Origin of the sequence: Psychroflexus aestuariivivens (assembly GCF_004010055.1) — a bacterium.
GTDB lineage: Bacteria > Bacteroidota > Bacteroidia > Flavobacteriales > Flavobacteriaceae > Psychroflexus > Psychroflexus aestuariivivens.
This window is the reverse complement of sequence record NZ_RQVT01000051.1, coordinates 110,771-125,283: the sequence shown is the minus strand read 5'-3', so window position 1 is coordinate 125,283 and position 14,513 is coordinate 110,771. Positions and strand designations below refer to the sequence as shown.

The 14,513-nt window shown below is 32.3% G+C and carries 17 protein-coding genes and 1 tRNA gene; 8 read left to right on the top strand and 10 right to left on the bottom strand.

What is annotated here, in order from left to right; all coding sequences use genetic code 11:
* The first annotated feature begins 60 nt into the window (after positions 1 to 60).
* The 5 genes from EIG86_RS10980 to EIG86_RS10960 all read left to right on the top strand — a co-directional run bounded on the left by EIG86_RS10980 (position 61) and on the right by EIG86_RS10960 (position 4,583).
* Complete coding sequence (locus EIG86_RS10980; protein ID WP_127846225.1) at positions 61 to 612, top strand: AAA family ATPase; 552 nt, start codon at positions 61 to 63, stop codon at positions 610 to 612.
* The gene (locus EIG86_RS10975; RefSeq protein ID WP_127846224.1) at positions 609 to 2,522 is read left to right on the top strand and encodes a RecQ family ATP-dependent DNA helicase; all 1,914 of its coding nucleotides are present in this window, start codon (positions 609 to 611) and stop codon (positions 2,520 to 2,522) included. Before EIG86_RS10980 ends, EIG86_RS10975 begins: the two co-directional genes overlap by 4 nt.
* A complete protein-coding gene (gene fmt / locus EIG86_RS10970; protein ID WP_240032209.1) occupies positions 2,519 to 3,469 on the top strand; it encodes a methionyl-tRNA formyltransferase in 951 nt (316 codons plus the stop codon). The genes EIG86_RS10975 and fmt overlap by 4 nt, the downstream gene beginning before the upstream one ends.
* A gap of 162 nt (positions 3,470 to 3,631) precedes the next feature.
* Positions 3,632 to 3,904: an HU family DNA-binding protein gene (locus EIG86_RS10965; protein WP_127846223.1), complete on the top strand. Its 273-nt coding sequence runs from the start codon at positions 3,632 to 3,634 to the stop codon at positions 3,902 to 3,904.
* 115 nt (positions 3,905 to 4,019) lie between these two features.
* Entirely contained in the window at positions 4,020 to 4,583 is a 564-nt protein-coding gene (locus tag EIG86_RS10960; RefSeq protein ID WP_127846222.1) for a YqgE/AlgH family protein, read from the top strand.
* Here EIG86_RS10960 and EIG86_RS10955 read toward each other — a convergent pair.
* Together EIG86_RS10955 and EIG86_RS10950 are read right to left on the bottom strand one after the other, a co-directional pair.
* On the bottom strand, positions 4,580 to 5,434 hold the full coding sequence (locus EIG86_RS10955; RefSeq protein ID WP_127846221.1) for an aminotransferase class IV: 855 nt from the start codon (positions 5,432 to 5,434) through the stop codon (positions 4,580 to 4,582). The genes EIG86_RS10960 and EIG86_RS10955 overlap by 4 nt on opposite strands.
* A 9-nt stretch (positions 5,435 to 5,443) precedes the next feature.
* Positions 5,444 to 5,830, bottom strand: a complete 387-nt coding sequence (locus EIG86_RS10950) for an START-like domain-containing protein (RefSeq protein WP_127846220.1) — start codon at positions 5,828 to 5,830, stop codon at positions 5,444 to 5,446.
* A gap of 131 nt (positions 5,831 to 5,961) precedes the next feature.
* Here EIG86_RS10950 and EIG86_RS10945 point away from each other — a divergent pair.
* From EIG86_RS10945 to EIG86_RS10935, 3 genes are all read left to right on the top strand, one after another.
* Positions 5,962 to 6,035, top strand: a tRNA-Met gene (locus tag EIG86_RS10945).
* Between the two features lie 113 nt (positions 6,036 to 6,148).
* Positions 6,149 to 7,345, top strand: coding sequence for a site-specific integrase (locus tag EIG86_RS10940; protein ID WP_127846219.1), 1,197 nt, complete (start codon positions 6,149 to 6,151; stop codon positions 7,343 to 7,345).
* Positions 7,342 to 7,611: a hypothetical protein gene (locus tag EIG86_RS10935; protein WP_127846218.1), complete on the top strand. Its 270-nt coding sequence runs from the start codon at positions 7,342 to 7,344 to the stop codon at positions 7,609 to 7,611. Before EIG86_RS10940 ends, EIG86_RS10935 begins: the two co-directional genes overlap by 4 nt.
* Before the next feature lie 57 nt (positions 7,612 to 7,668).
* Here the strand turns inward: EIG86_RS10935 and EIG86_RS14270 are convergent, their stop codons facing one another.
* From EIG86_RS14270 to EIG86_RS10900, 8 genes are all read right to left on the bottom strand, one after another.
* Positions 7,669 to 8,094: a hypothetical protein gene (locus EIG86_RS14270; protein ID WP_127846217.1), complete on the bottom strand. Its 426-nt coding sequence runs from the start codon at positions 8,092 to 8,094 to the stop codon at positions 7,669 to 7,671.
* The gene (locus tag EIG86_RS14130; RefSeq protein ID WP_157983134.1) at positions 8,091 to 8,261 is read right to left on the bottom strand and encodes a hypothetical protein; all 171 of its coding nucleotides are present in this window, start codon (positions 8,259 to 8,261) and stop codon (positions 8,091 to 8,093) included. The genes EIG86_RS14270 and EIG86_RS14130 overlap by 4 nt, the downstream gene beginning before the upstream one ends.
* 58 nt (positions 8,262 to 8,319) lie before the next feature.
* Entirely contained in the window at positions 8,320 to 8,664 is a 345-nt protein-coding gene (locus EIG86_RS10925; protein WP_127846216.1) for a hypothetical protein, read from the bottom strand.
* A gap of 218 nt (positions 8,665 to 8,882) precedes the next feature.
* The gene (locus EIG86_RS10920) at positions 8,883 to 9,380 is read right to left on the bottom strand and encodes a hypothetical protein (RefSeq protein WP_127846215.1); all 498 of its coding nucleotides are present in this window, start codon (positions 9,378 to 9,380) and stop codon (positions 8,883 to 8,885) included.
* A 2-nt stretch (positions 9,381 to 9,382) separates the two neighbouring features.
* Positions 9,383 to 9,928: a peptidoglycan recognition protein family protein gene (locus EIG86_RS10915; RefSeq protein ID WP_127846214.1), complete on the bottom strand. Its 546-nt coding sequence runs from the start codon at positions 9,926 to 9,928 to the stop codon at positions 9,383 to 9,385.
* Between the two features lie 2 nt (positions 9,929 to 9,930).
* The gene (locus EIG86_RS10910; RefSeq protein ID WP_127846213.1) at positions 9,931 to 10,578 is read right to left on the bottom strand and encodes a phage holin family protein; all 648 of its coding nucleotides are present in this window, start codon (positions 10,576 to 10,578) and stop codon (positions 9,931 to 9,933) included.
* A 112-nt stretch (positions 10,579 to 10,690) separates the two neighbouring features.
* Complete coding sequence (locus EIG86_RS10905) at positions 10,691 to 12,910, bottom strand: hypothetical protein (RefSeq protein WP_127846212.1); 2,220 nt, start codon at positions 12,908 to 12,910, stop codon at positions 10,691 to 10,693.
* Positions 12,911 to 12,913: 3 nt separating this feature from the next.
* On the bottom strand, positions 12,914 to 14,506 hold the full coding sequence (locus tag EIG86_RS10900; RefSeq protein ID WP_127846211.1) for a hypothetical protein: 1,593 nt from the start codon (positions 14,504 to 14,506) through the stop codon (positions 12,914 to 12,916).
* Positions 14,507 to 14,513: the final 7 nt, after the last annotated feature.

Genomic DNA, 14,513 nt, shown 5'->3' with positions numbered 1-14,513 from the left:
TATTTTTTTTGCAAATATACTGTTATTCATCGTTTTTATAAACTCTTGTAGCTTAAATCAATGACAAAATTGAAACCAAAAAAGAATTTGCTCATCGGTGGACCAAGCACCGGAAAATCTAGTGTGATAGAAACTTTGACCGATTATGGATATTGGTGTTTTCCAGAAGTTTCAAGAGAAATAACTTTAGAAGCAAGACAACGTGGCATCGATCAGCTTTACCTCACAGAACCTTTGAAATTTAGCGAAATGCTACTCAAAGGACGCATAAAGCAATTTGAAGATGCCGCAGAACTCAATGTTAATCAAGTGTTTATAGATCGTGGAATTCCAGATGTGACCGCTTATATGGACTTATTCGACCAAAATTACCCAGAAAGTTTTACCAAAGCCAATGAATCATATATTTATGATAAAATATTTTTATTTCCGATATGGAATGATATTTATAAAACTGATAACGAAAGATTTGAGGATTTAGATTTAGCTTCAAAAATTCAAAAAGCATTAATCAACACCTACGAAGGTTTAGGTTATGAACTCATTGAAGTTCCTAAAGCTAGAATAAATGAACGAATAGATTTCATTCTAAACGAAATCAAAAAAACATGAAATTGACGCCGGAAACTATTCTGAAAACTTATTGGGGTTTTGAAAACTTCAAACCTGCACAAAAAAAAGCTGTAGATGCTGCGCTAAGTCAAAAAGATGCATGCGTTTTTTTACCAACTGGCGGCGGGAAATCAATTTGTTTTCAAGTTCCGGCACTTACCATGCCTGGCATTTGCATTGTAATATCTCCACTCCTAGCCTTGATGAAAGATCAGGTAGAAAATTTAAAAAGTAAAGGCATTAAAGCTATTTATTTAGAAGGCGGTATGAACTTTAAAGACGTTGACCAAAGTTTGGACAATTGTATTTATGGCAATTACAAGTTTCTGTACCTTTCGCCCGAGCGTTTGCAACAAGAGATTGTTCAAGCAAGGATAGGAAAAATGAACGTGAATTTAATCGCAATAGATGAAGCACATTGTATTTCTCAATGGGGACACGATTTTCGTCCAGCCTATCGCAATATAAGTTTGCTGAGAGAAATTCATCCAGGCATAAACATTATGGCTTTAACTGCCACTGCTACAGCTTCTGTAAAAAAAGATATTGCAAAAGAATTGCAACTTGAAGATGCTGTGGAAATTTCAGAAAGTTTCAAACGGAGTAATATTGCTTTAAAGAAAATTAAAACTGCCGACAAGCATTTCGAAATTATAAATCAACTTCAAAATCTGAAATCAAATAGCATTGTTTATGTCCGAAATCGTTCAAAAACTGTTGAAATTGCAGAATTCTTGAACAAAAATGGTTTTAAAGCAGATTTTTTTCACGGTGGAATTTATGCTTCAGAGAAAAACAAAAAATTGAAATCTTGGCTGGAAGAAGAAACGCAAATTATGGTGGCAACCAATGCGTTTGGTATGGGAATCGACAAAAGTAATGTTGGCAAAGTTATTCATTATCATTTACCAGAAAGTCTGGAAAGTTACTTTCAGGAAGCAGGACGCGCAGGACGTGACGACACTTATGCCGAGGCTGTCATTATTTATAACGATGGTGATAAAATTCGTTTACAAGATCAGTTTATCAAAACCGTTCCCGATTTTGAATCTCTACAAAATGTTTATAAAGCCCTGACTAGATATTTCAGAATTGCTTATGGTGAAGGCGAAAATGAAATATTTGATTTCAATTTTTATGAATTTTGTAAACAATATCAACTCAAAACAAATTTAACCTACAACACCCTGAATCTTTTAGATCGGTTGAGTGTAATCACTTTATCAAAAACATTTCAGAAAAAATCTAAAATTAAATTTTTAGTCAGCAGTCAGCAAGTCCTAAATTATATTGAAGACAATAATCAATACGCCTTGTTGACACGAACTATTCTTAGAACTTATGGTGGTGTTTTTGATAATGAATTAGTTTTGAATGTAAAAATGATTTCAAAAAAAACTGGATTTTCTGAGCAAGAAATTTTCAAACAATTAGAGGCTTTACATCAGCAGAAAATACTCGATGCAAAAATCATAAAACAAGACATGAGTATTACATTTTTACTGCCACGCGAAGACAAATACACACTAAATCCGTTAAAGGAATATACGCTTCAATACAGAACAAATAAGCTAAGAAAAGCAGAATATGTCTTAGATTATGTGGATGAAACACAAACTTGTTTACAAAAATTTGTGTTGAATTATTTTGATGAGAATTTTTCTGAAAATTGTAAAATTTGTTCCGTTTGCATCCAAAACAACCAAACTAAAACTGAAAATTCAAAAAAGACCCCAAAAAATATTCAAGAGTTTATTATATCAAAATTGAAAGATGGTGAAAAAAATTCTAAAGAAATAATAAATCAAAGCGGTTTTGAAAACAATAAAGTTCTGGAGCAAATTCAAAAACTTCTAGAATACAATATAATTGAAATTACGCATACTAATACTTATAAACTGAAAGCATGAGAAAATTGAAGATATTATTTATGGGTACGCCAGATTTTGCGGTTGGCAGCCTCAAAGCATTAGTTGAATCTGGGCATAACATTGTTGGTGTAGTAACCGCTCCAGATAAACCTGCTGGGCGAGGTCGAAAACTGAAATCTTCTGCAGTCAAGCAATATGCACAGAGTCAAGATTTGAAAATTCTACAACCTACCAATTTAAAGTCGGATGAATTTCAAAATGAACTCAAAGAATGTGATCCAAATCTTATAGTTGTTGTAGCCTTCCGCATGCTGCCAAAAATGGTTTGGGAATATCCAAGTTTTGGCACTTTCAATCTACACGCCTCACTTCTACCTCATTATCGTGGTGCAGCACCTATAAATTGGGCGATTATCAACGGTGAAAAAGAAACAGGTGTAACTACTTTTTTCATCGATGAAGATATCGACACGGGAAATATCATTGATTCAGAAAATGTCGAAATCCTGCCAAAAGATGATGTAGAACGTCTACATGATAAATTAATGAATGTCGGCGCAGAATTAGTTGTAAAAACTGTTGAAGCTATTCAAAACCAAGAAATTTCTCCGAAAAGCCAAAAAGCAGAGTCAGAATTGAAAGGCGCACCAAAATTAGATAAAACCAATACGAAAATCAATTGGAATCAGGATGCTGAAAATATTCATAATTTCATTCGTGGACTTTCTCCTTTTCCTGTAGCATGGACAGAATTGAATATGAACAATGAGGTTTTAAAATTGAAAATTTATAAAGTTCAGCACCAAATTGAAAAACACAATAGACCAATTGGAAGTACTTTTATAGAAGATAAATCGATAAAAGTAGCGGTCAGAAATGGTTTTATTTTGATCAAAGAATTACAATTTCCTGGAAAAAAACGCATGTCAACCGCCTCACTTCTTAACGGAATGGGATGGGATAATTCGTTTTATTTCTTGTCATAAACTTAAATTTCAGCCTTGAAAATCGGAAATCAGTTGATAAATCAAGGTTTTTTGGGGTTTTAGCAAGGATTTTTCTAACTTTTTCTTGCACAGTAATTTTTTCCATATAAATTTGTAAAGTGTTAATAAAATGTTTAATCTACAAAATTTAAATTTTCAGTTATGAACAAAACAAATTTGATCGATGCAATGGCAGAAGATGCCGGTGTCACAAAAGCAGAAGCAAAAAAAGCATTAGAATCTTTCTTAGGAAATGTTGAAGGCGCTCTTAAAAAAGGTGATCGCGTTTCTTTAGTTGGATTTGGATCATGGTCGGTTTCAAAAAGAGCTGCTCGTGAAGGTAGAAATCCACAAACTGGTAAAACCATTAAAATTGCTGCTAAAAATGTAGTTAAATTCAAAGCTGGTTCTGATTTACAAAAAGCAGTAAACTAAGATTTAACCAAACATTTTTCTTAGAAAACAAAGGTCTTTTTTTATAAAAAGGCCTTTTTTTATAACTTTAATTGATTTGTTTGATGAAAAATCTTAAATTTATAAAAACTTATTTATGGAAACTGAGGTACCTAAATGTGGAAACATCTTAATTTCTGAACCAACTATAATTGGAGATATCACTTTCAATAGATCAGTAATTTTACTAGCGCATTACAATTCTGATGGTGCAGTAGGTTTTATTTTAAATAAACCTTTAGAGTTCAATCTAGATGATATTATTCCAGAAGTAAATTTCTCTTTTAAAATTTTTAATGGTGGTCCTGTAGAACAAGACAATCTTTATTTTATCCATAATGTGCCACATCTCATTGAAGAAAGCATAAAAATTGCAAATGGCGTGTTTTGGGGAGGCTCTTTTGAAACTATTATTCAAATCATCAATAACAAAGAAATTACCGAAAATAATATCAAATTTTTTCTTGGATATTCAGGTTGGGATCCAATCCAGTTGGAAGATGAACTAAAAGCTAAAACATGGGTTATTGATGATGAAATAGAACCCAAGGATGTTTTCAATGTAAACACTAAAGGTGAATTTTGGCAAGAAAAAATGAAAAACTTAGGTGGTGAATATTTATTATGGAGCAACGCACCAGAGAATCCTAATAATAACTAAACATCAGCCAACCTAGCTTTAGCATTCAATTTTCCGACCAATTGTTTTGCAATTTTATTTGTGAAAGTCTTTTTTCTATATTTTGTAATGGATTTTATGCCTTGGATGGCATTTGTGAAGAAAATTTCGTCAGATTTTTGTAATTCAAAAGGAGAAATTGAAACTTCGGTAATTTCTAAATCTTCAATTTTTTGAATAATTTCAATAACTTGTTTTCTTATAATTCCATTTAAACAACCATCTGATAAGGGCGGCGTTTTAATCTGATTTCCTTTAATTACAAAAATGTTTCCGTTGGTAACTTCAACCACAGATTTTTTTTCATTGATTAAAAATGAATTGTCAAAACCATTTTCTTCAGCAAAAATACTGCCTAGAATATTGACTAATTTGTTGGTTGACTTCAAAGTTGACAACATTCCAGAAAGAATTGTGTGATCTTTAAAAAGTTCAACTTCATAATTATTTTCAGTTAAGGTGTAAAATGGATTATCAAGTTTTTTGGTTGAAATAACGTAACCAATATCAAAATTTTCTGGTGTATAAAGTCCACCACTTTTCCTGTAGACATTGATTTTGACTCTTGCTGCTGAAGTTGATAATTCATTGGATTCAACTAAATCCTGAATTTTTTTCTCTAAGTATTCAGGTGAAAAATCCATTGGGATTTGCATTCTTAAAATACGCATAGAAGACATTAGCCTGAAATAATGAGCTTCCCAAAACATGATTTTACCATTGATCACTCTAATGGTTTCAAACAAACCATCGCCATAATTGAAAGCACGATTGTCGATTTTCAAATTGGCGTTTTCAAATGGCAGAATTTCGCCATTATAACATACATTCATAATAAAATATTAAGCTGAACCGAGAATTTGTTTAAGATCTGAAACCATATTCTCCCAGAGCATTTTGCCTTCGTCTACTTCGTCTTCTTCGGCATAATCTGTAATCATCAAGGATACATCTTTGGTTATTTCGTCAACTTGGATTCGCATTTCGAAAAAATAATTAGTGTCTTCGTCCGCAAGCCAACGCCATTTGATGCGATCATCGGTTTTCTTGGTAAGTAATTTCGCTTCTTCTTCACTACCTTCCCAGATGAATGTAAAGATTTCTCCTCTGGAGTTTACATTATCAGCAAACCATTCACTTAGACCCGAAGGTGTGGATATATATTGGTATAAAAGATTTGGCGAAACCTGAATAGGGAACTCCATCTCAAATTTTACTTTATCACTCATGCTATTGTCTTTAATATTGAAAAGCAATATATGTATATTTGGCTGAAGTATAAAATCTTTATTGAAAAATAATTTTTAAATCAGGTTTGTGTAAACAAAAGAATGTTTTATCTTTGCAAACTCAAAAAAATGGCGTGGTAGCTCAGTTGGTTAGAGCGTCGGATTCATAACCCGGAGGTCACGAGTTCAACTCTCGTCCACGCTACAATAAGCCGAAATCGCTCCCAATGCGGATTTCGGCTTTTTAACTAAATCTTCTTTCGGTTTGTAATTGCACAAAAGGCAACCCTAACGGCAACCCTAAATTGTAATTACACTATGGCAACTAAATTAATTTATGGATGCTCATACTCTGAAATATGGGTACATCCTAAAAATTGGAAAACAGCAAATTCAAAAAAAGATTTGAACAAAAACTGGTATGTAGAATGTAAATACTACGATCCAGATTACAGTGACAAGTATCCTAAAGGATTTCCTTACAGAAAAAAATTGAATCGTTTCAAAACTTTAAAGGAACGTAAAGAAGCCGCCGAAATTCTTTTTGTACAGATCAAACTTCTCTTTGAAGAAAAACTTTACAATCCTATCACTAAAAAATACATGAAGCCAAAAACAGCTTCATCTGATAAGTTAGGTGAAATGTGGATTGTAGAATCTCTTGAAACAACATATCCCAACCTGCCAATCACTGATAAAACAAAAAAGGATATCAGATCGACAGTTAACTCATTTCATAGAGTAGCTAAGAAACTATATCCAGCACTAATGACTAAAGATGTTCACTCTGGTCACATTAGGGATATTCTAGATTTTATGGATATTTCTAATAATCGATTTAATAAGCACCTCTCCTACTTATCTATAGTATTTAATGAGCTTGTAGAAAAACGCGCGCTTTTTCATAATCCAATACGAGATATCAGGAAAAGGAAAACAGTAAAAAAGGTTAGAAAAATTCTTGATATCAAAGAATTTAAAAATATATTGGATATTTTAGAAAAGGATCATTACACCTTTTACTTGTACACAATGATTTTCTTTTATTCAGGATCTAGAAGCTCTGAATTGATGAAACTTCAGGTTAAAGATGTTGATCTAAGAAACCAAGAATACAAAATTGTTATTCAGAAAGGAAAAGAATACGTTGAAACTATGAAAGCTATTATTAAACCAGCTGTTCCATTTTGGAAAGAAGTCATTAGCAAAGCTAAAAGCAAAAACGATTATGTATTTTCAAAAGGACTTGTTCCAGGACCAAATTCAATTAAATCCTATCAAATAACAAAACGTTGGAAAAGACTTGTCAAAGACAAATATGGAATTCAAGAAGACTTTTATGCCCTGAAACACTTATTTCTTGACCTAATGGATAGTAAAATTGAAAACAATGAACTTAACCTTTCTAGCAAGTTAGCTTCACACACAACACCTGGTATAACAAATTCGGTATATTTGGTTAACAGAAAGAAAAGAGAAATGGAGATGCTAAAAAACGTTGATATTAGAATATGAGCAAAATTGTTTTCGAAAATACTGATAAATCTCAAATCGAAAAATTGCTTTTAAAAATTGGCAAAGTTAGACTTGAAAAAGCATGTGAGATGAAAAACTTGCCAATGCCTAAAAAGCTGGAGTTTTTCAAAATTGAATGTAACTGTCGTAAAGCTAAACTTTATTACAAGTTTCCTAATTCTCAATTTGAAAAACATATTTTTCTAGTCAACTTGCACAATGAAGAATTGCCAGATCAAGGTTGGATCATGAAACTTAAAAGATAAATAAATCATTTGATTTAAGATTCACAGAGGGACACACTTGTCTCTCTGTGAATCTATTCAATTTGAGTTGAGATGTTTCCTAAAATCACGGTTTAACTCATAGGTTAGAAAATAGAAAAAGAAAGTTGCACGCATTGGTTTTGAAAGGTCTCTTTTCCCTGATAAAATTAAACTTAAGCTTGATTTGTCTATAGCTAGCTGTTTGATTAGATCATTCCTTTTGATACCAAATTCTTTCATTCTATTTTCAATCCACTCAATATTAACTTGATTTACATTCAATGAAAATACAACTGGTACTATTTTATATTCTGGAAATATTTCTTTAGCACGATTTACCAATTGTTTTTGATTCAAAATGTAACCGTTTACTAGCTTGGACTGTGTTATTTTAACTTTGTCCTCACCCATTACTTCAATATCAATACCCGCTTTTTTATAATTGAGTATGGATTGTTTTTGTTCATTATTTAGATTATTCATAGTCCTTCAATTTGAAATTCATTTTTTAGCCACTCAACTCTGTTTTGTATCTTATCCATATCAAAATACGAAACTGGTTTTCCGATAAACTGCTCTATACTATACCCACATTGAACGTGAAGCTCTATACAGTGTATCAATAATTGTTTTTTTTCCTTTGCTTTCATTTTTTTAGATTTCCGTTTACTAAACAATAAAGAAGCAAGGGCGGGGAGATTTTCTCCCCTATTTAATTTTTATTTCATTTAAGTTTGTCAAATCAAAAACTGCTAATTGATTATGCTCTTTTGCAAATTCAATTGCTTTTTCTAATTCTGAATTTTTAAAGATTTTTACTGAATCATAATAGTAAAAACCATTTTCATCATTTAACCATCCCCCAATTTTTTTACTATGATTTAGTGAATGGCTAATAACCGTCTTTAAGGCTTCTTTGCCAAAGCTATTTTGAGTTTCATTGTAGGCTACTACAATTCCAAATTTTACAGCTTTCATTGTTTCAAGATTCAAAGTAAATCCTTCAGGATTGTTTTGTGAGTATTCCCAAACTCGATCAATTAATTTTTCCATTTTTGTAACTTTTATTGTTTATCGTTATGTCAAAGAACCCTTGCTATTTCTTGAGTACAAATATAAATAAATAGTTTGCTTTACGCAAACTAATATAAGATTTATTTTAAAAAAAAATTTTTTGATTAAAGGAAAATGGCTAATTATTAAATAGCATCAATTCTGAATACTTAAACGCCTTATTATTTTGAGTTTTGCAATAAACAAGCTAACAAACACTATATTCTTGGTATAAAAAACTTTTGATATGTCCATAAACCTGCAAATAGAATACAGCCAACACCAAGCGCCCAAACCCACCAAGGATAAACATAAACTTTAGTTTTCTTTTGAGATCTGTATTCTTTTTCTAATTGTTTTCTGATGCTCAAGCTATCAGATTTGAATTGTGATCGATATTGTTCACGTGTCAAACATTTGGTACTATCTATATGAAAATCAAATTGGACTTTTCCATCTTTTATTTTATAATCAAAAATATTGTTACCAGTACCAACTTTGCCAGACTGATCTTCATCACAAGGAATTTCAGTTTCAAAATAAACAGGTTTGGTGACTTCCTTAACCTCTTTAATGATCATAGTGTCATTTACTTTTTTCTCGACAAAAACGGTATCAATTTTAGTCGTTTGTTTTTCTTCAGAAACTTTCTGAAAGCTTTTGCAAGAAAGTACCAAAACAACAATAATAAGACTTAGAATAATTTTGATTTTCATAACTATCGATTTGTAGGCAAGAGTTCTTTTTTGCCATTATTTGAATTGTAGAATTTGTATTCAGGAATTGCATCAAAGCATGGACATTCTTTAATTCGTTCCCAGCTTTCAATTACTCCAGATCCATCTTTGTCATTAGAAAAATCACGATGGCCTAAGATCATTAGATCATGATAAATATCTTTGCCGTTTTCCTGAAGCCATTCAATAGCTTCAATTATGCATTGTTCAATTGCTATTTTTTGAGCATCGGTTCTGGTATCTTCAGCTATGAAATTACCTTCTTTAAATTCTTCATAATTTAAACCACCTACATAACTTATATGTAGCGATTCTGCATTATACCCAAGAACACCGTTTGTTATCCTAGAAAACGGATACATTTTTTTAATGGTTCCATCTTCTTCAACTATTCGATTATAACCTCCAGTTCTCCAACCTCGACCGCCTTTTGATTTTGGCCTGGTAAAATAATCTTGAACAGCTTCAGCATTTTTGAAACCAGCTGTGCAGTGAATAACAATGTATTTAATTTGAGTAGCTCTCATTTCTAGTATCTTTTTTCTTTTTCAGATTTATCTGAACTGACTCCAGGAATGTCTTTTGGTTTAGATTCTTTACCGAACCATGAAGAAACCTTATTAATTATTCCATCTTCAATAGCGTTTGCTAGCTTATCAAAAAATGAGTAATACTTAGGTTTATATCCGTAGATTCGTTTATGATTTTCACCAATAGAATGATATTCATAAAGTATCACCATTAGCATTACAGCAGGAATAGCAACAAGAAATGTCATATAGAAAAAATCACTTTCAAATACTGTCATCATTAATGAAAACACAGTTATGATCAATAGAATAGCAGCAACTCCAAAAAATTTCCAGAAACTTCTCCAAAGCTTAGAAGATTTTACAAAGTCCTTTCTACCTTTTCTTCTTGCTTCTATTCTTGATGCTCTTAAACCAGTTAAAAAATCACCTATGAAAACAAATCCATAAAGCATAAAAGTACATCCTGATAAAAAGAGCGGTAAGAGAATATCGCGCTCATTGACTCCTTTGAATATAATTTTTGAAAGCTCAGTAAATCCAAACGCTATTGGTGTTGATATAAAAAATAAAGCACCTTTCGAATAAGTAAAAACTTTCTTAATGAATACCAATACGACTATTGGTATTTGTGTATTTTGTATCATGTCTCATCATTTTCAGAATTGTCATCAATAACATCTTTTATATGTTCATTACCAGTTGGCAATCTTGGTTCTCCTGGTTTGTTCTTTTTATCTTCAGCCATATATGTATTGATTATGCGTTATTATTCTTTAACAGAAACCATCTATTATTAGCTGAGCTAATAATAGAATTTGGTTGGGCTTCAACATTTGCTGATATAGCTTGTAAACTAATTCCCGCTTCTGCGGTAGTGGCATCTAATTGGGTATTACCATTAGTTCCATTTGGCAAAAATGTATTTCCATCTAGATCTTTTATTGGTATATTGAAATCAACCCTTGCATTTGCTCTTATATTAATCAACCTGCCATGTGATTGAGGAAGCTCTGAAGTCATATCGACTATAGGAGCTGTTCCATCGGTTGAGTTTATCATTATGTTATAATCCTTATTATCGACTACAACAGTGTCATTATTGATATCAATTTCTATTAACCTAACTTGGTTGACCCTATCATATGATGAGGCAATTGTTCCTGGGTTATTGGGTAATTTGTGTTCTTTTGTCTCTCCATCTTGTAAACCACTTACATTTGGAGTCAACTTATTATACTGAGGATCACCCCCTACATTCACAGTATATTCAATCGAATTTTCATCAATAAATATCTTGGAAACATTATTATCATTTCCATTAGACCTGAACTCAGCGCCTTTCCACAGTTTCTGTATTTCCGTATAAGTTTTTTCAGAATCAATTTCTTGATTACTTGACTTTTTTAAGTAATAGTCACCAGCTAACCTATCAAATAAAGTATCATTGAAAGATTTAGCATTCTCTTCATATTTTTGCTTTATAGTGGCTGGTGTTTCTTCACTAGACTGCTGAACATCTTCAGTAGTTGCAACGGTTTTCCAGTTTTGTCCATCAGGGCAGTACTTTAACTTATTTCCATCTTCAGAATCTAAACCAAAACCACCTTTTATACCTCCAGGCGTATACTGGTTTATCCCCATTGAAGTTATTGGTACTTCTGTAAGTTTGATAAAGCCATTTTTAAATACCATTAATTGACTTAATCTTTCTAAAGAACCAATGTTTGAAATACCAATATGGAATGCAATATCTTTTCTATCATTCCCAAGGTTATCATCTTGATTAGTTCTAATATCATAGGCTCTTATGCCAAATATGGTTTCACCCGCACTATTGGCGATATTTCTAATACCGAAAACACTTGTAGCACTAGCTCTAGAAATGTTGAGTTCACCAAATACAGAAGCTCCTCTGACAGCACTTCCCTTTTCGGCACTTATTAAATTTCTACGACCTACTATCAAGCAGTCTTCGATAAACTTTAAACCAAAAGCACTTGTGCCATTTTGATAACCTAGTATTACTGAGTTTGTGGTGTTTATTAGTGATAAATCCTGACCCATTACAAGATTACCAGCTAAGCTATACCCGCCATTCTTATAATCTTCTGTTGCATCAATATAGGTAGAACCACCTCTCTCGTTTAGCCAATTGAAATACTTTAATGGAATTTCATGGTTTAATGTTAAAACTGTGCCTCCAGATTCATAGGAAATATTTTTAATAAAAAATTTTAAATCTCTGCTTGTACTGAAATAATAGCTGAAATGAACTTCATTCCCTTGATTGTCTTTAAACTTTATATAAATTGGAATCCTACGATTATCTACTATTTCTAAATAATTACCTTCATTATCTTTCAATTCAAAATCAAGATTTAAAATAGATCTATTTGATCCAAATGACCAATCTTTGTTGAAATCACTATCAAAATTATATGGGTTTAATCCTGAAATCCCTAAATCTGGGTAGTTGGCTTTTGTTATATCATTTGTTTCACTCAAATAATATAAGCCGTGATTTGCTAAAATTTTATTTGCTGAAGAATTACTATAATTATTGCCCAGTGTAATATTATCACTATTCAATAGTACTGATTTGTTTGTCAAATATGAATCCCATTTAAACGGAAGAATATTTATATCATCAAACCCTTTACTATCCTTTGGGTTATTTTTAAATTCTGTGTTATTCCCATTAGAATCGATGGCTAAAGCCAAATTTATATTCGAGGTGATTTTAGCCCAAGATTCTGCCTGATTAAGATTGGCATTATCCATGCAAACGTACAAACCACGTTCATCAGCATTGTTTTTTCCTCTTACAGCAACTGGAAATCCGTTAGGAATAAAATTCCCAGAATTAAAAACAAGCAAATCATCAAAGTTATCAACGATTTGTCGAGCGTCAAGAGTTCCTTCCTTGGTAACTTCAAAATTAGCTGAAAACACAAATGTTCCTACTTCTCTACCCATTACCTAAAATTTTAATCGAATTAATATGGAGCCACGATTACCTCCATTATGTGTATATTTTGTATACCCTATTATTTGGCTTTCTATTGTTTTGGTAGCTGAACTGGCGTCAAAATCTGTTATTTTATTAGCCGTATCGAACTGACCAGAAACTGGATTAAAATATTCAACCTTATCCAGTGCTCTATTTGCTAACCATGCATCAGGAATTGAAAAGGATTGCTTGTTTCCACCTGATTCACCAGCAAGTTGAATTTCAATATTATTTGCATTTAACATTGAATAATTCGGCAATTGATTTCCCTGACTGATTGCGTTTACAGTCGCAAACAAAGGGTAAATCCCCTCAAAACTTGCTGAACGTTCTGGTGATGTTCCGCCTATTAATGGTGATTGATAATCATTATTGACACTGTCTTTTGGTTGAGGTCCATCTTCATAAGTCACTTTGGCCACAAAAGCATTAATTCCTTGCTGAACTGTTTTTGTCACTTGAAGGCTATTGTTTTCAGTTTCGACACCATCTATTTCATATCCAGTCGCCTGCCCTGCTCTTGGATTCTGTTCTTCGTTTTCATCCCAAACACCATTGACAATTTCACCCTTTATCTTTCCTCGGTTAAAATTGAAAGTCAATGTAAAAGTTGTTGATGATCCTATGATTCTAAGTTGAGAACCGGAACGATTCAATGAAAAACTTGGCGCAATGAGATCAGGATAAAAAGTACTGATAGCTATTGCATGAACAAATTCTGTCATTGTCATTCCTTCAGGAAATGTAGTTCCTGCTGGAGCCGCTTCTGAAATTTCTACATTAGACAATATTTCTTCCTCCAAAACACTTTGAGCACCACCAGTAGATGGTTCATCAGCTGGCTCTTGAGCTGTGATTTCAAAAAATTCATTTTGATACACTGGATCAATCTCTGGCTGATTGTTATCACCGATTAAGATTTGAGAACCGATATAGAGATAAATGAAATCCTCACCATCTCTTGTGGTCAGGAAAATATTGTGAGCTGCGGCATTTATTGAAAAAACATCATTGGATGAATTTATAAAATCTTGGATTGGAATCTGTCCGATTTCTCCAAGGTCGAATTCATTATTGCTGTAATCTTTTACTGTAAAACCGAGATAGTATAAATCATTTACACTTACTGGGTTTTCAGAATTAGGATAAGTGCCTTTGCCTTTTAAAAACAACCAGGTGTGTACTTCAGGATTCCAATCTTGTACCTGATACATGGTTTGGTTTTTATAATTCTTAAGTAATAAAAGCTGATTGCCTTCAACCGTAAATTCTGATGTGTTATTTAAATAGCTAGCAACTTTAGCTTCACGATTACCATTTGTATTCCAATTGATATAAACAGCTTTGGTAATTCCTTTGATATTTTGATCTCCAAAAATGCTTGAGAAATTTTCAATACTAGATTTCTTAGATTGACCGTTTCTAGAAATACGAATTAGATCATCATTGTTGATATCCTCTATTGATTCAAGCTCTTCTGTGGTTTTGCTGTTCGCAATCACATCATTTCGCCATTGTACTAAAGAAGCTAGGGTTTGTTGTATTTGAGTGATTAAGCTCATGTATATC